The sequence below is a fragment of the Stenotrophomonas sp. CASM106 genome, from assembly GCF_049384825.1.
Classification (GTDB): Bacteria; Pseudomonadota; Gammaproteobacteria; order Xanthomonadales; family Xanthomonadaceae; genus Stenotrophomonas; species Stenotrophomonas muris.
Window position 1 is genome coordinate 228,272 of sequence record NZ_JBMRFS010000004.1, and the last position, 18,213, is coordinate 246,484.

An 18,213-nucleotide genomic window follows, 5' to 3' on the forward strand; every position below is an offset into this window, starting at 1 on the left:
TCAGGCAAAGACAGGCAGCGGCGGTGGCGCGGCCTCACGCGCGGCCAGGTCGACGCGATCGCGCGCGCTGGCAATGGCTTCGACCAGGCCACGCACCTGCTCGGGGGTGTGCAGCGCGGACAGCGTGACGCGCAGGCGCGCCTTGCCTTCGGGAACCGTGGGAGGGCGGATCGCGCCGACCAGCCAACCGGCCTGTTCCAACGCCTGGGACATCGCCACGGCGCGATGGTCGTCGCCACACAGCAGCGGCTGGATCGGCGTTTCCGAGGCCATCAGGTCCAGGCCATGGTGGCGGGCTTCGCCGCGGAACAGCGCGATCAGATCGGTCAGTTTCGAGCGCCGCCAGTTGTCACGGCGCGCCAGGCGCACCGCTTCCAGTGCTGCTGCGGCCAGCGCCGGCGGCATCGCAGTGGTGTAGATGTACGGGCGTGCGGTTTCGGCCAGGTGCTCGACCAGGTCGTCGCGGCCCAGCACCAGCGCGCCGGAACCGCCCAGTGCCTTGCCCAGCGTGACCAGCTGCAGCGGCACATCGTCCACGCCCAGCCCGGCGGCGGCCACGGCACCACGGCCATCACCGACCACGCCCACGCCGTGTGCATCGTCCACATAGAACAGCGCCTGCTGCAGGCGTGCCACCAGCGACAATGCACGCAGCGGTGCGATGTCGCCATCCATGCTGAACACACCGTCGGTGGCCAGCATCGCCGCGCCGTCGGGCGCGTGCTTGAGCTGGCGCATCGCGCCTTCGGCGTCAAGGTGCGGATAACGGCGCAGGCGCGCACCCGCCAGCCGCGTCGCATCGAGCAGGCTGGCGTGGTTGAGCTTGTCCTGCACGCACACATCGTTCTCTTCGCTCAGCAGCGCCTGCTGCACGGCCAGGTTGGCGGCGAAGCCACTGCCGAACAGCAGCGCGCGCGGGTAGCCCAGCCACTCCGCCACTTCGCGCTCCAGTGCCTCATGCAGAGCGTGGTGGCCGCAGACCAGATGCGAGGCGCCCGCGCCGGAGCCTTCGCGTGCGGCCGCATCCTGCAATGCGTTGACCACGCTGAACTGCTGGGCCAGGCCCAGGTAATCGTTGCTGCAGAAGCCGGTCAGCCACTGGCCGTCCACCTCCAGGCGGACACCATCACGACGGCTGACCGTGCGCCGCGTGCGGCGACGGCCTTGGGCATCGCGCAGGGCGCGTTGGGCGTGGAGGCGGGCGGTCAGGTCGGGGCGGGCCATGGCGGCTGAATGCGGCGACGGGGCGGCTAGGGTAGCGCGTTGCCGCGGCGCCTGCTTGCGGCCCGTCTCAGGCCGCGTGAGCGCAGCCACAGGCGGGCGCATCGGCGCTGATATCAGCGTGCACGGTGCCGCCGTGGTCGTGGCCCTCGGCATCCACCTGCACCGCCATCGGCTGCAACCCCAGCCGCGCGAACAGGGCCAGGTCGCGCTCGCTCTCCGGGTTGCCGGTGGTCAGCAGCTTGTCGCCGTAGAAGATCGAGTTGGCACCGGCCACGAAGCACAGCGCCTGCAGTTCGTCGCTCATCGCCTCGCGACCGGCCGACAGCCGCACCATCGAACGCGGCATGGCGATGCGTGCCACCGCGATCATGCGCACGAACTCGAACGGATCCAGCTCGGCGCTGCCATGCAGCGGCGTGCCCGCCACCTGCACCAGCTTGTTGATCGGCACCGAATCGGGATGCGCCGGCAGCGTGGCCAGCGCCAGCAGCAGGCCCACGCGCTGCGCGCGCGTCTCGCCCATGCCGACAATGCCGCCGCAGCAGGTTTTCAGACCGGCATCGCGCACGTGCGCCAGCGTGTCCAGGCGGTCCTGGTACTGGCGCGTGTGGATGATCGAATCGTAGTAGTCCGGCGCGGTGTCGAGGTTGTGGTTGTAATAGTCCAAGCCCGCATCCTTCAGCGCACGCGCCTGCTCGCCACTGAGCATGCCCAGCGTGGCGCAGGTTTCCAGGCCCAGCGCCTTCACCCCGGCGATCATCGCCGCCACCTTCGGGATGTCGCGGTCCTTCGGCGATCGCCACGCGGCACCCATGCAGAAGCGCGATGCGCCGGCAGCCTTGGCCTGGCGTGCCTTGGCCAGCACCGCGTCGGTGTCCATCAGCTTCTGCGCGTTCACCCCGGTGCTGTAGCGCTGTGCCTGCGGGCAGTACGCGCAGTCTTCCGGGCAGCCGCCGGTCTTCACCGACAACAGCGTGGACACCTGCACCTGCGCTGGGTCGAAGTGCTCGCGATGGACTGCGGCGGCGCGGAACAGCAGCTCGGGGAACGGCAGATCGAACAGCGCCTGCAGTTCGTCGTGTTGCCAGTCGTGGCGGATGGCAGCAGCCATGGCGGGACCTTGGGTACGAGTGGAGCGAGGGCGGCAGTGTGGGTGGGTTGGTGAGCCCTGTCAACTTGGTTGCTTCCAATATGGTTTACATAGATTGACCGCCATGAATGGGCGCTACGGTGTAAGTTCATTGCTGCATACGGACGCGCGAGCACGTGCCATGAACAGCTACCAGTCCTACCCGATCCGCCGCGACGCGGTGCTGTGCAGCCTTGCCGAGCTGCCCGACGGCGGCCTGCGCGTGGTGCTGGATGATCTGCGCCAGTCCGACACGCCAGGGCAGTGGAAGAACCACGTCTTCGTGACCTTCAAGGACTACCCGGCAGGGCAGTTCGATCCGGCGACGTTGCCCAAGGAGGAACTCGAGGCTTTCGGCCACTATGTGCTGGTTCGCCTGTTGGCCATCAATGGCTGCCTGCGCGATACGGACGAGCGCTCCGACAACGATGCCCATCGCACTGACCAGGCGCGGCAGAACATCGCCGCGCTGACCAGCGAGGACATCGCCTCGATCGATGAGCAGCTGTTCTCCCTCTGCGACGGGCAGTTCCGAAAGATCGCCTACATTGTGGGCATGGTCATGTCGCTGCAGCCGAAGTGCCGATCGGGAATTCCCGATGTGTTCTATGCACGGCGTGTACGCATGCTGGTGGAACGGGGCATGTTGCAGGCGCAGGGCGACCTCACGCGGATGGGCTGTTGCGAAGTGCGCGTCCGGCAGTAGGCTTGCGCCTACCAGGACCTCATTGGAACTGTGCTTACATCTACCTGCTGGAAGGACACATGCTGAAGTCCATCCAGAAGATGGGGGCATCTGAGGCAATGAAAGAAGGATGCGCATGGAACCGGATACGATGCCGCAGGGCGGAAAGCTGCTGATACTCGATCTGGATGAGACGCTGGTGCATGCCAGCGAGCGTGAACTGGAGCGAGCCGCGGATTTCCGCCTCGTCGGCTACCACGTCTACCTGCGGCCCCATCTGCAGGCATTCCTCGACTATGCCTTTGCCCATTTCACGGTGGGTGTGTGGACGTCGTCCGGGCAACTGTACGCCGAACCGCTGGTGGATCGGCTGATGCCGGGGCGTCCGCTGGCATTCCTGTGGTCCGCGCCGCGGTGCAGCACGGCCCGTGATTGGGAAACCGGCGGTTACACCTCGCAGAAGCGGCTGGGCACGCTGAAGCGCCACGGCTTCCGTTTGGAGCAGATGATCGGTATCGATGACACGCCCGGCAAGTACGCCAGAAACTACGGAAATCTGGTCGCGGTGCGTGAGTTCACCGGTGATCCGGCTGATGACGAGCTGGCCCATCTGCAGCTGTATCTGGAGTGGCTGCGGCAGCAGCCCAACGTGCGTGCGGTGGAGAAGCGCCGGTGGCGGGAGCGCCTGCAGGCATAGGTAGCTGCACAGGGCAGGTGCTATCGGCGAGCACCCGCACTCGCGCGTTTCACCGCATCCTGCAAGGCCTGCAGCCACAATAACCGCTGCCCAACGCAAGCGCTGGCGCGCAGACTGTGCCCCATGACCGATCTCCATCGCCTCCGCGGCCGCATCACCGCGCTGGTTCTCAGCGAGGCCTGGCGCCGCCGCGCCGCGCTCTGGGGCGGCGCTGTGGCCGTAGCGCTGGTGGCCATCCTGTTCGCCAAGGCCAGCGACGCGGCCTTCCATCTGTTCCAGCGCATCACCGCGCACTCGCCGTGGTGGGCCCTGCTGCTCACGCCGGGCATCTTCGCGCTGCTGGCCTGGTTGACCAGTGGCGTGCTGAAGCCCACGCGGGGCAGCGGCATTCCGCAGGTCATCGCTGCGTTGGACAAGCCCGATGAGCCATTCCGGAAGACCAATCTTTCGCCTGCGGTCTCAGCCGGCAAGCTGCTGCTGACCTCGTTGTCGCTGCTCGGCGGCGCGTCGGTCGGACGCGAAGGTCCCACGGTGCATGTGGGTGCCAGCCTGATGTATCTGTTCGGCCGCTGGTTCGGCTTCAAGGATCCTCGCGAGCTCTCGCACTTCCTGCTGGCCGGCGGTGCAGCGGGCATTGCCGCGGCGTTCAACACGCCGCTGGCCGGCATCGTATTCGCCATCGAGGAGCTCAGCGGCCGTTTCGAGCATCGCTTCTCCGGCACCCTGCTGACGGCGGTGATCGTCGGTGGCGTGGTGTCGCTGGGCCTGCTTGGCAACTACACCTACTTCGGCCATGTGAGCGCGCGGTTGCCGCTGGGGCAGGGCTGGCTGGCGATCCTGCTGTGCGGCGTGGTGGCCGGGTTGCTGGGCGGCCTGTTCGCGCGCGCGGTGCTGGCCAGTGCGGCGGGCCGCCCGCGTTGGCTGGGCCAGCTGCGCCAGCGGCATCCGGTGCTGCTGGCCGCAGGCTGCGGCCTGGCGGTGGTGGCACTGGCTTTGACGTTCGGCGACGGCGCGTTCGGCACCGGCTACGAACAGGCGCGCAGCCTGGTGCAGGGGCAGGCGTTGGTCGGCCACGAGTTCGGGTTGATGAAGCTGCTGGCCAACCTGGCATCGTACGTGGCCGGCATACCCGGCGGCCTGTTCTCGCCCGCGTTGGCGGTCGGCGCGGGGCTGGGCCACAATCTGGCGGTGCTGATGCCGGGCGTGGATCCGCGCGCGTTCGTGCTGCTGGGCATGTGCGCGTACCTGACCGGCGTCACCCAGGCACCGCTGACCTCGGCGGTGATCTCGCTGGAGCTGACCGACAGCGGCGATCTGCTCCTGCCGATCCTGGCCACGGTGCTGATCGCGCGGGGCGTGTCCGGTCTGGTATGCCGGGTGCCGATCTATCGTGGGTTGGCGGAGGTGTTGACGGCGTCGGCCGTTGCATCAACCGGGCCTGGGCAGGGCGGACGCCTTTCCTGATCGGCAGCACCCTCTGCAGTTGCGGGCAGTCCCGACACTGCGATCGGTGCTTCGCCGATGGCCGCACATGGGCAGCGCGATGAAGCATGGGCAATGCGCATTGATCTCCTGCGTTCGGCAACCCGTGTCTCCCGCGCACTGCTGGGTGTCCTGCTGCCACTGCGCTGCCTGGTCTGCGGCGATCCGGGCCATGATGATCTCGATCTGTGCCGCGCCTGCCTCGCCGGACTGCCCTGGGCCGGTCGCGCCTGCCTGCGGTGTGCACTGCCGTTGCCGGATGAGGGCCTGATCGTCTGCGGCAGCTGCCGCGAGGAAGCACCACCGCAGACGGCCACGCACGCCAGCCTGCTGTACCTGCCGCCGGTGGACCAGCTGCTGCTGCGCTACAAGTTCCATCAGGACCTGGCGGCCGGTCGCCTGCTGGCGCAGTTGATGCAGCGCGCACCACCGCCCTGGTCCTGCCCGCCGCTGGTGCCGGTGCCGCTGCACCGCCGGCGCCTGCGCCAGCGCGGCTACAACCAGGCTGCCGAGCTCTGCCGGCTGCTGCCGTTGCCGGTCTGGCAGGGGCTGTACCGGCGGCGGCACACCGCACCGCAGTCCGAACGCACGGCCGAACAGCGCAGGGAAAACCTGTTCGATGCGTTCGATGTCCACGGGCCGGTGCCCACGCATCTGACCGTGGTCGACGACGTGATGACCACCGGCAGCACGGTGATGGAAATCGCCGAAACCCTGCGCTGCGTGGGCGCCAGAGAGGTGCGGGTATGGGTGTGCGCGCGGGTGCCGTGATCGCTCCCTTCATCGCAACGGGCTAGGATGAACCCGGTTCCGGATCGAAGAAGTGACCATGAATTCCCCCTTGTCTCCCTTGTTGTCAGCGGTTGGCCGCAGCTGGTGGATCCTGCTGCTGTATGGCCTGGTCGCGCTCGGCTTCGGCATCATCGCCATCGGTTGGCCGCTGTCCGCAGCCATGGCATTGGCCTGGACGCTGGGGGTGATGGCCATCATCGAAGGGGTCATCAGCCTGTTCGCACTGATCAGTGGTGGCAGCGGCGCCTCGCGCGGCTGGCTGGCGCTGTATGCCATCGCTTCGCTGGGCTTCGGCATCCTGGCGGTGATCAACCCGCTGGCCACCGCCAGCGTGCTGGTGCTGTTCCTGGCGGCGTGGCTGCTGGTAGCCGGCATCTATCGCATCGTCTTCGCGATCCGCGTGCGCAAGCAGATCCAGGGCGAGTGGCTGCTGATCCTCAGTGGCGTGCTGGCGGTGGTGCTGGGGCTGCTGTTCGCGGCCAATCCATACGCAGGCGTGGCGGTGACCACGCTGTGGATCGGCATTGGCAGCCTGCTGTACGGGCTGCTGCAGGTGCTGGTGGCGTTCAAGCTGCGGAAGCTGAAATGAGGGGCGCGCTTCCGCTCCTGCTCGGCGCGGCGCTGGTGCTGGCCGGATGCATGCCGGGTGCCACGCCCGGTGCGCTGGCAGGCAAGGATCATGCGCCGCGCGCCGGCGTGGACGTGCGCCTGAGCGCGGTCGATGCGGCTGGCAACGGCACTCCGGCGCACTGGCAAGGTGAAACCCTGGCCCTGCGCGAGCCGCCGATTGCCGGCAGTGCGGACATCGCCGATGTGCGCTACGTGCTGGACGATGCCAAGCAGCCAGGCCTGCAGATCCGCTATCGGCCAGAAGCGCATCAGCGCATCCACGATGGCACCTCGGCCCTGGTGGGCCAGCGCGCGGCGATCAGCGTGGACGGCCGCGTGCTGATGGTGGCGACGGTGAAAGGCCCCTTCGGGGAATCGATGATGCTGAGCGGGCTGCCGAGCATTGCCGAGGCGCAGGCGCTGGCCAGGCACATCACCGGTCAGTGACGGGCGCGCCAACACCACCGCGCTACGCGCGGAGGTCGACCAAGGTCGACCGCTACCGTGCGAACCGTGCCTCGATCTCCTCCAGTGACTTGCCCTTGGTCTCCGGCAGCCAGAACGCGGCTACCAGGAAGAACACGAACGTGCACGCCGCCCAGAACAGGAACATGCTGGCGTAGCCGTAGTGGCCCACCGTGGGCAGGAAGATGGCGGCGATGGTCGTGGACACGAACTGGTTGATCAGCAGGGCGATGCTCATCCCATTGGAGCGGATGCGATTGGGCATCAGTTCCGACAGTGCCAGCCACACGCAGACGCCGGGGCCGACCGCGAAGAACGCGACGAACACCAGGATGCAGGCGGCTACCGCCCAGCCATGCGCCGGCGGCGGCACCGGGCCGATGCGGGCCTGCTCGATGCGCAGCGGTGCCTGTGCGGCCTTGGCCGGGTCGGCGAACGGGTTCAGATGCAGCTTGCGGAAGAACGCGCCGATCACACTGTCCGGCTGCACGGTCCCGGCACGCTCGATGCGCAGCTCGCGGTCGGTCAGGCTGTCGCTGCGCAGGGCGCGCACATTGGTGAAGTCACCGTAGGCGTACGACACGGTCAGCTGCATCGGCCGGCCTTCGCTGATTATGCCACCGCCCAGGCGCTGCCACTGTGCGTCGTCCAGCACCAGCTGCAAGCCATCGGCGCTGACCGCCGCGTGCAGTTGCGGCTGCACGTCGGCGCGGCCACGCTCGGCCTGGAAGAACAGCGTGGCGGCAGCCAGCAGGGCCACGCAGATGCCGCCGCTGCCGAGCATCAGCAGGAACTTGCGGCCCTTGCGGTCGACCAGCAGCAGCGCGACCACGGTCATCACCGCGTTGAGCAGCTTGATCGCCACGTCGGCGCCGTTGGCCACCGAGCCGGACAGGCCGGCCTGGTTGAGGATGTTCACCGCGTACGCCAGCACCGAATTGATGCCGGTGGCCTGGGTGCAGGCCAGCACCACGCAGGCCAGCACGAACGGCACCACGTAGCGGCGGCTGAGCAGTGGGTCGCGCTTGCCGTCGCTGCTGCTCGATTCCGGCGCCTGGATCTGTGCAAGGGTGGGTTCCACGTCGGCAGCAGGCAGCACCCGCTGCAGGCTGCGGCGGGCATCATCGACGCGGCCGCGGCGCACCAGCCAGCGCGGCGATTCGGACAGCCAGAAGATGCCGGCACAGAACAGCAGGCCGGGCGCCAGACAACTCCAGAAGATGGTGCGCCACGCATGATCCTTCACCGTGAACAGTTCCTGCGCCTGCTGCGCCAGCGGCAGCGAGCGCACGGCTTCGGCGGCGGCATCCACCGCATGTGCGTGGTACAACCCGATCAGCCGCCAACACCAGGCCGATGGTCAGCAGCAGCTGGAACATCGCCGCACCGCGTCCACGCCGCTCGGGGCTGAGCACTTCGGCCAGGTACAGTGGAATCACCACGCCGATCAGGCCGCCACTGATGCCCTGCAGCAGCCGCCCGAGCAGCAGCGGCGTATAGCCTGAGGCCAGCGCCATGATCGGAATCGACGCGGTGAACAGCAGGCCGGCCAGCAGCATCGCACCGCGGCGACCGATCAGGTCGGCGACCATGCCGGCGAACAGCGAGGACAGCACGCTGCCCAGCAGTACCGCCGCCACCACGAAGCCGAGTTGCTGGCTGCTGAGCTGCCAGGCGTGGCTGGCCGTTGCCTCCAGGTAGGGCAGGGCACCGGCGATGATGCCGATGTCGATGCCGTACAGCAGGCCGCCGAGGCCGCCGATGAAGAGCAGGTAGCGTACGGGCCAGCGCGGGGCGGTGCTTGCAGTCATCGGCAGTTCCTGTGGTAGCGCCGGGCCAGGCCCGGCGGTTCGTCGCAGAGTGCATTCTGTAGAGCCGAGCCATGCTCGGCTGCTTTCCGTTCCGATATCGAGGTTCCCCATGCCGCGCTTCGCGCGGTGAGCCGAGCATGGCTCGGCTCTACAGGGAGCCCGCGCGGCATCCGGGCCGCATCGCTTGCGTCAGGTCAGATCGACCACGCGCCCACCAATGACCACCTGCTGCAGGCGCAGTTCGGCGTCCAGCACCACCAGGTCGGCGCGGGCGTCGGGCGCGATGCGGCCGCGATCACCCAGGCCCAGATAGTCGGCCGGGAAGGTGGAAACCCGCTGCGAGGCGTCGGCCAGGTCCAGGCCGACGCGCACCAGGTTGCGCAGCGCCTGGTCCATGGTCAGTGCGCTGCCGGCCAGCGAACCCGTCGCCAGGCGCACGCAGCCGCCGCACTTGTGCACGCGCTGCTCGCCCAGCGCGTACTCGCCGTCGGGCATGCCGGTGGCGGCAGTCGCGTCGGTCACCGCGTACAGGCGCGGGATCGCGCGCGCGGCCAGCCGGATAACGCCGGGGTGGATGTGCTGCAGGTCGGGGATGATCTCGGCGTACTGCGCATGCGCCAGCGCCGCCGCCGCAATGCCCGGGCGATAGTGGTCGACGCCGGTCATGCCGTTGAACAGATGGGTGAAACCGGAGGCACCGGCCTGCAGCGCCGCCACGCCCTCCTCGTAGGTGCCGGCGCTGTGGCCCAGCTGCACGCGGATGCCCATCGCCGAAAGCGCGGGTATCAACGCGGTGTGCTCGCCGATCTCCGGCGCCAGCGTCATCACCCGGATCGGCGCCAGCGCGTGCAGCTGCTGCACCAGTGCCACCGTCGCCTCGATCGTACGATTGGGCTGTGCGCCCAGCCGCTGGGGGCTGATGAACGGTCCTTCCAGATGCACGCCGACGATGCTGGCGGCGTCGGCATCGGGCGCCGCCATTGCCGCAGCGACGCCGTGCAGCGCGTGCTCGATCTCGTCCAGCCCGGCGGTCATGGTGGTCGCCAGCAGCGTGGTGGTGCCGAAGCGCAGATGGGTGCGGGCGATGGTGCGTGCCACGTCGCCGCCCTGCATCAGGTCCACGCCGGCCGCGCCATGCACATGCAGGTCGACGAAGCCGGGCAGGATCACCGGCAGCTGCAGGTCGTCGGCGCCGCTGTGGTCGTCCACCTGCAGCTGGCGCACGCGTGAATCGAAGTGGACGTGCCCGCGCCGCCAGCCCAGCGGGGTGAGGATGCGGCCATGCAGGGTGCGGGTCTCGGTCATGCGGTGGGCTCGGCGATGATCACTTCGATGCCCAGCCGCTGCAGCCCTTCGCGGGTTGCATCGTCGATGCCGGCGTCGGTGATGATGGCGTGGATCTGATCCAGCAGGGCGATGCGGTGCAGGCTGACGCGGCCGAACTTGGAGGCATCGGTCAGCACCACGATGCGGCGCGCACGCTCGACCATGCGGTGATTGAGGCGGGCTTCGGCCTCGTCGTGGGTAGTCAGGCCGAACTGCAGGTCCAGGCCGTCCACGCCCAGGAACAGGGTGTCGAAGCTGTACGAGTTGAGGCTGGCTTCGGCCTGGCTGCCCTGCAGCGACAGCGACTGCTGGCGCAGCAGGCCACCGGTCAGCAGCACGGTGATGCCCGCGGCATTGGCCAGTTCCCAGGCGATGTTCAGGCCGTTGGTCATCACCGTCACGTCGCGATGCGCGCGCAGGTGGCGGGCCAGCGTCATCGTTGTCGAGCCGGAATCGATGATGATGTTGTCACCCGGCTGCACCAGGCGCGCAGCGCGCGCACCGATCGATTCCTTCAGTGGCAGGTTCAGCGCGTCCTTCTCATGGATGTCCTGTTCCTGCGGCGGCGTGCGCACCAGGGTCGCGCCGCCGTGGGTGCGGTTGGCCAGGCCCTGCGATTCGAAGTGGGTCAGGTCGGCACGGATCGTCACCGCCGACACGCCGAAGCGCTCGACCAGATCGGCCACCTGCACCGAGCCGTGCTCGATCAGCAGCTGCAGGATCTGTTGCCGGCGGGAGCGGGTGTTGCGCATGGCCATTCTCGGTTTTGCGGGAAAAGGTAGAGATTAGCCGTTCGCAGGAACGCCGGCAGCCGAACCTGCGTTCTGCGTGCGGGGGCCGGCCTGGTTGGCGCTGCAGGCACGGGCGTACTCACCCAGGCACAGGCCGATGCGGTGCTGCACCAGCGCGGTGGGGGTGTTGGCCAGGCTGCCTTCGCGCACGGCGCGGTACTGCTCCGGCAGGTACTGGCTGAGCAGCACCAGCGGCGGCGCATGCTGCTCCAGGTTGGCGAACAGGGTCTGCACCGCCTGTACCAGCGCCGGCTCGCCCCAGTAGTAGCGGCAGCGGTCGCTGAAGGAATAACGGCGCAGCAGGCGCAGCGCGGCGGCATCGCCCTGGTAGTAGGACTGCCAGTACTTCGGCTGCGCCACCATCACCTCGTCCAGCACCTGCGGCAGGCGCGAGCACTGTGCGGCCGGCAGCAGTTCGGCCTCGATCGCGGCCAGCGCGAACAGCGCCTCGCGGTAGGCGAAGGTGGCCGCCGGGCCGACCTTGAGGATGGCGAAGTGGTCGCGTACCAGCGCATGCAGGCCGCTTTCGCGCTGGTAGTCGGTGGAATGTGCTTCGAACACGATGCGCGGCTGCCGCTCGAGGAAGTCGGCCAGCGCATGGGCGGCGTCCGGGTTGTACTCATGCACGCTGCTGTGGTCGAAGTCCACGCCGGGCTGCACCACCATCGCGATCACGCGCTGCCACGCATCGCGCAGCTGTGGCGTGTCGAACGCCTGCTGGTGGATGGCCAGGGTCTGCGCGGCGGCAGCCGGCGTGGTCACCTGCAGGCCTTCGGCCAGCGAGGCTTCGCCGCCGGGAATCGGCACCTCGGTACCGATCACGTAGACCGGCGGCGGCAGGCCGTGTTCGGCGGCGGTGCGTTCGGCGATCTCGGCAAGCTCGGCCGAACGTGCAGCGACGATGGCATCGGGCAGCGGCACCGGGTCATCGGCGCAGGACATGCTGCAGTCGAGGTGGATCTTGTGGAAACCGGCGGCGACGTAGGCTTCGATCAGCACGCGCGCGTGGGTCATCGCTTCGGCCGCCGGACGCTTCTGCCAGGCATTCGGGCCGAGATGGTCGCCGCCCAGGATCAGCCGTTCGCGTGGGAAGCCTTCCTCATCGGCCAGGGTGCCGACGTAATCGCGGTACTGCGGCGGGGTCATGCCGGTGTAGCCGCCGAACTGGTCGACCTGGTTGGAGGTGGCCTCGACCAGCAGCACGGTGCCATGTGCCTGTGCCACGTGCATGGCCGCGCGCAGCACCTGCTCGTTGCTGCAGCAGACGCTGTACAGGCCGACATTGGCACCGGCGCGGTGGGAAGCAAGCAGGGTCTGCAACGGGGACATGGTCAGGCTCCGGACATCAGGAAAACGAGGGTTGGCAGGCGAGCAGGGCGGCACCACGTGCGCCACCGGCATCGCCGAAGCGTGGCGGCACGATCGGTGGCACCTGCACACCCTTGAACAGGTGGGCGGCGATGGCGGCGGGCAGGTGCTGGTACAGCGGCGCGTACTGCGAAAGGCCGCCGCCGAGCACGATCACGTGCGGGTCCAGCGCCAGCACCAGCGCGGCCAGGCTGTGGCCGAGCAGGTCGCGATGGATGTCCAGCGCCTTGCGCGCGCGGGCATCACCGGCTTCGGCCAGGGCGATCACCGCGCTGGCGTCGGCGGCGCTGCCACCAAGGTGGCGCTCGATCATCGCCACGCCACTGCCGGACACATAACGCTCCACGCAGCCCTGCAGGCCGCAGGCGCAGTCGATCAGCGGCAGGCCGTGGCGCTGCAGCAGATGACCGGGCACGCTCCAGTGGCCCCATTCGCCGGCCAGCCCGTTGAAACCGGTCAGCAGGCGGCCCTGCACGCAGAAACCACCGCCAGCACCGGTGCCGAGGATGGCGCCGAACATGCTGGGGTAGCCGTCGGCGGCACCGCCGTGTGCTTCAGACAGGGCAAAACACTGCAGGTCGTTGCCGAAATGCAGCGGGCGTTGCAGCCGCGCCTGCAGATCCGCGGCCACGCTGTGGCCGGTCAACGCAGGCACGTTCGCGCTGAGCTGGCGGCCACTGCGGCGGTCGCGCACGCCGGGCAGGGCGATGCCGATCGCCGCATCACTGCGGCCCAGTGCGGCATCGGCCTCGGCGACCAGCGCCACGACTGCCTGCAGGAAACCGTCGTAGTCACCCTGTGGGGTGGCCACGCGGCGGCGCCAGGTAACCTGCATCGCCACATCGCACGCCACCAGCTCGATCTTGGTGCCGCCGATGTCGATGCCGTAGCAGGCGTGGGCGATCAGCTCAGCCATGGTGGATGGTGACGCCCTTGACGACGCGGTTGACGGTGCCGTCCGGGAACGGGTTGTCCGGGGTCAGGCCCAGCGCGGCCGAGCGCTGCAGTGCGAACAGCTGCGCAAAACCCAGCCACACCGGTGCCAGCCACGGATCGTCCAGTGCCGGCACGGTGAGGGTGTATTCGTCGTCGGCGCCGATGTTCGAATGCGGACCGATCGCCAGCACCTGGCCGGCCACGCCGTCGCGGCGCAGTTCTTCCAGCAGGTCCTGTTCGTAGCGGCGCGCCAGCGGCTCCACGCTGCGCAGCACCACCACCAGGGTGTTGCCATCCAGCGTCGACTTCGGGCCATGACGGAAGCCCAGGGGTGTGTTGGCCAGCGCCAGCACGCGGCCAGCGGTGAGCTCCAGCACCTTCAGCGCGCACTCGCGTGCCAGTGCTTCCAGCGGGCCGCTGCCGAGGTAGATGATGCGGTTGAACGGGCGCTGCGCCAGTGTCGCCACCGGTGCATCCCACTGCGCCAGGCCTTCGCGGGCCAGCGCGGCGATCTGCTTCAGGCGCGTCACGCGCGCATCCCACGGCGAACGATCGAACACGGTCAGCGCGGCCAGCAGCATGCAGGTCAGGCTGCTGGTCATGGCGAAGGCGCGGTCGCAGCTGGCCGACGGCATCAGCAGGGTGCAGGTGTCGGCACGGCCGGCGCCACGGCGGGCCAGCTCGCCATCGGCGTTGCAGGTGATGTCGAGGAAGCGCGCGTCATCCACGTCGCTGCGCACGCGGTCCACCGCCGCCACGCTCTCCGGGCTGGAGCCACTGCGGCCGAACGAGACCAGCAGGGTCGGACGGTCGCGCTGCAGGTACAGCGCCGGGTGGGTCAGCAGGCTGGTGGTGTGCACCACGCGCACCTCGGCAGGCCATTGCGCGTTGATCGCGTCGGCCACCATTTCGGCGATGAAGCCGGAGCTGCCGGCGCCGGTGAACAGCACGCGTTGGTTGGGATCGTTGAGGCTGTCGCCGAGGAAGGCCTGCAGGCGGTCGCGGGCACGCGACAGGTCCTGTGCCAGGGCGTCCCACAGCGCAGGCTGCTGGGCGATTTCGGTAGCGGTATCGGCTCCGCCAAGGCGCTGCCAGGCGGACACATCGGAAAGCAGGGTGACGTCCATTCGGAGGTTCCAGTTGGGCCAGCGCACCATCTGCGTTTTCTTTCGAAATGTCAAACATCGAAAGTAAAAAGAAAGAAAAAAAGGTGGGTGGCTTTGCCCTGTGCGCAATGCCGGGAAAAACGAAAGGACCCACTGAATTCCGTATCGCACAATGCTTAACAGGTACCTGCAAGCGCTTACACAAAGTATTGCGGCGCAACAACTTTCGTTTCAACGGAATATATCTTCCTTTTTTCTTTCAATTTGTTGACATCTTTCGAATCGCTGCCCTAGAGTCGGCCCAATCGCTTTCGAAACGCCCGGTGAACGGGTTGGGAGTCCGCGTGGAAAACTGCGTTCGTCGCTCGCCGCTGATGCTGGCCCTGGTGCCGGCCTTGATGCTGGCGTCCATGACGGCCCGCGCCGAGCCGGTCGGCAACCTGCGTACGGTCAGCGCCAGCGCCAGCCGCGACGGCGTGCAGGGCTGGGACCTGCAGACCGACAAGGGCGCGCGCATCCGCATTGAACTGCCGGCGACCGACATCATCCGCGTGCAGGCCGGCCGCAACGGCACGTTGACCGGCGCCGGCGACAAGGCCGCGCCGATCGTGCTGCCGCAGCCCAAGGCGAGCGTGCAGGCGCAGCTGGAAGAAGACGCACAGGAAATCCGCGTGCGTACCGAGGCACTGGTACTGCATGTACAGCGGCAGCCGCTGCGCCTGCGCCTGGAACGGCTGGACAATGGCCAGCCCACCGCGCTGTGGCAGGAACTGCAACCGCTGGACCTGGATGCCACGCAGAGCGTGCAGGTGCTGTCCTCGCAGGCCGATGAGGGCTACTTCGGTGGTGGCCAGCAGAACGGCCGTTACCAGTTCAAGGGCCGCGAGCTGGAGGTGTCCTATTCCGGTGGCTGGGAAGAAGGTGATCGGCCGAGCCCGGCGCCGATGCTGCTGAGCAGCCGTGGCTGGGGCATGCTGCGCAATACATGGAGCGATGGCAGCTACGACCTGCGCCAGAGCGACCAGGCCACGCTGCTGCATCGCGAAGACCGCTTCGATGCGTACTACTTCGTGGGCGCCGACCTGCCCAAGCTGATCGAACGCTACACCCAGCTGACCGGCCGCCCCAACATGGTCGCGCGCTGGGCGCTGTCCTACGGCGATGCCGATTGCTACAACGACGGCGACAACAGCAGGAAGCCCGGCACCGTGCCCGAAGGCTGGAGCGACGGCCCGACCGGCACCACGCCCGATGTGATCGACAGCGTGGCCAAGCAGTACCGCGCCCACGACATGCCCGGTGGCTGGATCCTGCCCAACGATGGCTACGGCTGCGGCTACAAGCAGCTGCCGGAAACGGTGAAGGGGCTGGCCGGCTACGGCTTCCGCACCGGCCTGTGGACCGAGAACGGCGTCGACAAGATCGCGTGGGAAGTGGGCAAGGCCGGCAGCCGCGTGCAGAAGCTGGACGTGGCCTGGACCGGCAAGGGCTACCAGTTCGCGATGGACGCCAACCGCCAGGCATTCAACGGCATCCTCGACAATTCCGATTCGCGCCCGTTCCTGTGGACGGTGATGGGCTGGGCCGGCATCCAGCGCTACGCGGTGGCATGGACCGGCGACCAGAGCAGCAGCTGGGATTACATCCGCTGGCACGTGCCGACCCTGGTCGGTTCGGGCCTGTCCGGCATGGCCTACGCCAGCGGCGATGTGGATGCGATCTTCGGCGGCAGCGCCGAGACCTTCACCCGCGACCTGCAGTGGAAGGCGTTCACGCCGGTGCTGATGGGCATGAGCGGCTGGTCGTCGAACGCGCGCAAGCACCCGTGGTGGTACGACGAGCCCTACCGCAGCATCAACCGCGACTACCTGAAGTTGAAGATGCGCCTGACGCCATACATGTATGGGCTGGTGCACGAGGCCGCGCAGACCGGTGCACCGCCGGTGCGTGGCCTGATGTGGGACAACCCGCGCGACCCGCATGCGCAGGATGAAACCTACAAGTACCAGTTCCTGCTCGGCCGCGACCTGCTGGTGGCGCCGGTGTACCGCAGCCAGGCCGCCAGCCGTGGCTGGCGCCGCGACATCCACCTGCCGGCCGGCGGCTGGATCGACTACTGGGATGGCCGTCGCGTGCAGGCCGCCGCCGATGGCCGCCAGCTCGACCGCCAGGTGGACCTGGCCACGCTGCCGGTGTTCGTGCGTGCCGGTGCGATCCTGCCGATGTACCCGTCGATGCTGTTCGATGGCGAAAAACCGCTCGATGAAGTGACCTTCGACCTGTACCCGCAGGGCGACTCGCAGTACACGTTGTACGAAGACGATGGCAACACGCGCCGCTATCAGCAGGGCGAGTCGAGCACGCAGGTAATCCGCGTGCAGGCGCCGGCGCAGGGCAGTGGCCCGGTGCAGGTGCAGATCGACGCCGTGCAGGGCCAGTACAACGGCCAGCTGGCGCAGCGCCGCTACGGCCTGCGCGTACTCAGCCGGCAGGCACCACGTGCGGTGCAGGCCGGTGGCCGCGCGCTGCCGGCGCTGGCCGATGCTGCCGCCTTCAACAGCGCCAACGAGGGCTGGTACTTCGATGCCAAGGACCGCCGCGGCACCGTGCATGTGCGCACTGCCACCCAGGACATCCGCCAGCCACTGCAGCTGCAGCTGGACTTCGCAGTCGCTGCCGCAGCCACCGATGATGCCTATCCGGCCGCACCGGTGCTGGGCCGCGAACTGCCGGCCGACAGCCTGCTGGTGGTCAACCGCCCGGCCGAAGAGCCTGGCCATGCGTTGGAGAACGCCTTCGACGACGATCCGGCCACCTGGTTCCGCAGCGTGCGCAACCAGGCCGTGCGCACCGGCGCCCACGAGTGGGTGATCGGCTTCGGCGAGCGGAAGATGATCGATGGCATCGACATCGCGCCACGCAATGACAAGAACTGGAAGCACGGGCAGGTACGTGACTATGAGGTCTACCTGGGCGACAGCAACGGTGAGTGGGGCGAGCCGATCGCCCGCGGCCGCCTGCAGTTGAAGGAAGGCGTGCAGCGCATCGACTTCCCGGCCCACGCCGGCCGCCTGCTGCGCTTCCGCGTGATGAGCGTGCAGAACCCCGAAGGCGACGGCGCCAGCAGCACCGACCCGATGGTCACCGCCGCACAGGGCAGCGCCCGCGCATTCGATGCACTGCAGCCGCGCGACGTCGGCCCGATCGCCCTGTCCACCTTCCACATCCTTGAACACCAGGAACCGGAGCGACCGGCCCGGCAGCGCTATCTCTCCGAGCTGCCGGTGCCGGCCGCGCTGGCCAGCCAGGTGCGCACCGACCAGTCCTTCCGTGGCGACGCCGGCATGCGCATGAACGGCCTGCAGTTCCGCCGTGGCCTGGGGGTCGGCGCCAACAGCCGCATCGACCTGCGCCTGCAGGGCGGCTGGCACCTGCTGCGTGCCGACCTCGGCATCGACGACGCCTGCCGCAGCGCCGGCGGCCTGCAGTTCCAGGTCTGGGGCGACAACCGCCTGCTGTACGACAGCGGCCTGGTGAAGGCGCCCGGCGTGGTCAAGCCGGAGCTGGACATCCGTGGCCTTTCCACCCTGAGCCTGCGCACGCTGGGTGCGCAGGGCAGCCAACCCGCCCAGGTCTGTGCCAACTGGGCCAACGCCGTACTGATCGGCCAGGAGGGCGACTCCGCCAGCATCGTCGCCCCATGACCCCCACGTAACACCGCTCCTCCCCCGCCCCATCCCGACTACGGCCCTCATGGCCGTGGCCCGGGAGCGTTTTGCCCGCCGAACGCCC

At 68.4% G+C, this 18,213-nt stretch carries 14 protein-coding genes and 1 pseudogene; 7 read left to right on the top strand and 8 right to left on the bottom strand.

Annotated features, from left to right (window positions below; translation table 11 throughout):
• Nucleotides 1-1,224 (bottom strand): 8-amino-7-oxononanoate synthase, encoded by a 1,224-nt coding sequence (bioF, locus tag VG556_RS11555; protein ID WP_423179988.1) that lies wholly within the window; start codon nt 1,222-1,224, stop codon nt 1-3.
• A gap of 67 nt (nt 1,225-1,291) precedes the next feature.
• Nucleotides 1,292-2,335, bottom strand: coding sequence for a biotin synthase BioB (gene bioB / locus VG556_RS11560; RefSeq protein WP_014648762.1), 1,044 nt, complete (start codon nt 2,333-2,335; stop codon nt 1,292-1,294).
• Between the two features lie 160 nt (nt 2,336-2,495).
• Between bioB and VG556_RS11565 the strand changes: the two genes are divergently transcribed.
• The 6 genes from VG556_RS11565 to VG556_RS11590 all read left to right on the top strand — a co-directional run bounded on the left by VG556_RS11565 (nt 2,496) and on the right by VG556_RS11590 (nt 7,065).
• Nucleotides 2,496-3,059: a DUF3658 domain-containing protein gene (locus VG556_RS11565; protein WP_100450755.1), complete on the top strand. Its 564-nt coding sequence runs from the start codon at nt 2,496-2,498 to the stop codon at nt 3,057-3,059.
• 115 nt (nt 3,060-3,174) lie between these two features.
• Nucleotides 3,175-3,735, top strand: a complete 561-nt coding sequence (locus tag VG556_RS11570) for an HAD family hydrolase (RefSeq protein WP_202909973.1) — start codon at nt 3,175-3,177, stop codon at nt 3,733-3,735.
• A 123-nt stretch (nt 3,736-3,858) separates the two neighbouring features.
• Complete coding sequence (locus VG556_RS11575; RefSeq protein ID WP_014648760.1) at nt 3,859-5,199, top strand: chloride channel protein; 1,341 nt, start codon at nt 3,859-3,861, stop codon at nt 5,197-5,199.
• Nucleotides 5,200-5,292: 93 nt separating this feature from the next.
• Nucleotides 5,293-5,988 carry a ComF family protein gene (locus VG556_RS11580; RefSeq protein WP_053495196.1) on the top strand — a complete coding sequence of 232 codons (696 nt, stop codon included), beginning with the start codon at nt 5,293-5,295 and terminating at the stop codon, nt 5,986-5,988.
• A gap of 58 nt (nt 5,989-6,046) precedes the next feature.
• Nucleotides 6,047-6,598: an HdeD family acid-resistance protein gene (locus tag VG556_RS11585; protein WP_014648758.1), complete on the top strand. Its 552-nt coding sequence runs from the start codon at nt 6,047-6,049 to the stop codon at nt 6,596-6,598.
• Nucleotides 6,595-7,065: a SecDF P1 head subdomain-containing protein gene (locus VG556_RS11590; protein ID WP_046433045.1), complete on the top strand. Its 471-nt coding sequence runs from the start codon at nt 6,595-6,597 to the stop codon at nt 7,063-7,065. Before VG556_RS11585 ends, VG556_RS11590 begins: the two co-directional genes overlap by 4 nt.
• Before the next feature lie 52 nt (nt 7,066-7,117).
• Here VG556_RS11590 and VG556_RS11595 read toward each other — a convergent pair.
• The 6 genes and pseudogenes from VG556_RS11595 to VG556_RS11620 form a co-directional block, all read right to left on the bottom strand.
• A pseudogene (locus VG556_RS11595) lies at nt 7,118-8,894 on the bottom strand (MFS transporter).
• A 189-nt stretch (nt 8,895-9,083) separates the two neighbouring features.
• Complete coding sequence (nagA, locus tag VG556_RS11600; RefSeq protein WP_032957517.1) at nt 9,084-10,199, bottom strand: N-acetylglucosamine-6-phosphate deacetylase; 1,116 nt, start codon at nt 10,197-10,199, stop codon at nt 9,084-9,086.
• Nucleotides 10,196-10,972 carry a DeoR family transcriptional regulator gene (locus VG556_RS11605; protein WP_014038836.1) on the bottom strand — a complete coding sequence of 259 codons (777 nt, stop codon included), beginning with the start codon at nt 10,970-10,972 and terminating at the stop codon, nt 10,196-10,198. Before VG556_RS11605 ends, nagA begins: the two co-directional genes overlap by 4 nt.
• A 33-nt stretch (nt 10,973-11,005) precedes the next feature.
• Nucleotides 11,006-12,340 (bottom strand): D-tagatose-bisphosphate aldolase, class II, non-catalytic subunit, encoded by a 1,335-nt coding sequence (locus VG556_RS11610; protein WP_032957515.1) that lies wholly within the window; start codon nt 12,338-12,340, stop codon nt 11,006-11,008.
• Nucleotides 12,341-12,356: 16 nt separating this feature from the next.
• On the bottom strand, nt 12,357-13,295 hold the full coding sequence (locus VG556_RS11615) for an ROK family protein (protein WP_046433033.1): 939 nt from the start codon (nt 13,293-13,295) through the stop codon (nt 12,357-12,359).
• Complete coding sequence (locus VG556_RS11620; RefSeq protein ID WP_100450753.1) at nt 13,288-14,442, bottom strand: SIS domain-containing protein; 1,155 nt, start codon at nt 14,440-14,442, stop codon at nt 13,288-13,290. Before VG556_RS11620 ends, VG556_RS11615 begins: the two co-directional genes overlap by 8 nt.
• Before the next feature lie 323 nt (nt 14,443-14,765).
• Here VG556_RS11620 and VG556_RS11625 point away from each other — a divergent pair, with 323 nt between their 5' ends.
• Nucleotides 14,766-18,125, top strand: coding sequence for a TIM-barrel domain-containing protein (locus VG556_RS11625; RefSeq protein ID WP_279923297.1), 3,360 nt, complete (start codon nt 14,766-14,768; stop codon nt 18,123-18,125).
• Nucleotides 18,126-18,213 lie beyond the last annotated feature (88 nt).

Excerpts from the sequence above, each read along its gene's own strand:
- bioF (WP_423179988.1), bottom strand. The coding sequence starts at position 1,224 with ATGGCCCGCCCCGACCTGACCGCCCGCCTCCACGCCCAACGCGCCCTG.
- bioB (WP_014648762.1), bottom strand. The coding sequence starts at position 2,335 with ATGGCTGCTGCCATCCGCCACGACTGGCAACACGACGAACTGCAGGCG.
- VG556_RS11565 (WP_100450755.1), top strand. The coding sequence starts at position 2,496 with ATGAACAGCTACCAGTCCTACCCGATCCGCCGCGACGCGGTGCTGTGC.
- VG556_RS11570 (WP_202909973.1), top strand. The coding sequence starts at position 3,175 with ATGGAACCGGATACGATGCCGCAGGGCGGAAAGCTGCTGATACTCGAT.
- VG556_RS11575 (WP_014648760.1), top strand. The coding sequence starts at position 3,859 with ATGACCGATCTCCATCGCCTCCGCGGCCGCATCACCGCGCTGGTTCTC.
- VG556_RS11580 (WP_053495196.1), top strand. The coding sequence starts at position 5,293 with ATGCGCATTGATCTCCTGCGTTCGGCAACCCGTGTCTCCCGCGCACTG.
- VG556_RS11585 (WP_014648758.1), top strand. The coding sequence starts at position 6,047 with ATGAATTCCCCCTTGTCTCCCTTGTTGTCAGCGGTTGGCCGCAGCTGG.
- VG556_RS11590 (WP_046433045.1), top strand. The coding sequence starts at position 6,595 with ATGAGGGGCGCGCTTCCGCTCCTGCTCGGCGCGGCGCTGGTGCTGGCC.
- nagA (WP_032957517.1), bottom strand. The coding sequence starts at position 10,199 with ATGACCGAGACCCGCACCCTGCATGGCCGCATCCTCACCCCGCTGGGC.
- VG556_RS11605 (WP_014038836.1), bottom strand. The coding sequence starts at position 10,972 with ATGCGCAACACCCGCTCCCGCCGGCAACAGATCCTGCAGCTGCTGATC.
- VG556_RS11610 (WP_032957515.1), bottom strand. The coding sequence starts at position 12,340 with ATGTCCCCGTTGCAGACCCTGCTTGCTTCCCACCGCGCCGGTGCCAAT.
- VG556_RS11615 (WP_046433033.1), bottom strand. The coding sequence starts at position 13,295 with ATGGCTGAGCTGATCGCCCACGCCTGCTACGGCATCGACATCGGCGGC.
- VG556_RS11620 (WP_100450753.1), bottom strand. The coding sequence starts at position 14,442 with ATGGACGTCACCCTGCTTTCCGATGTGTCCGCCTGGCAGCGCCTTGGC.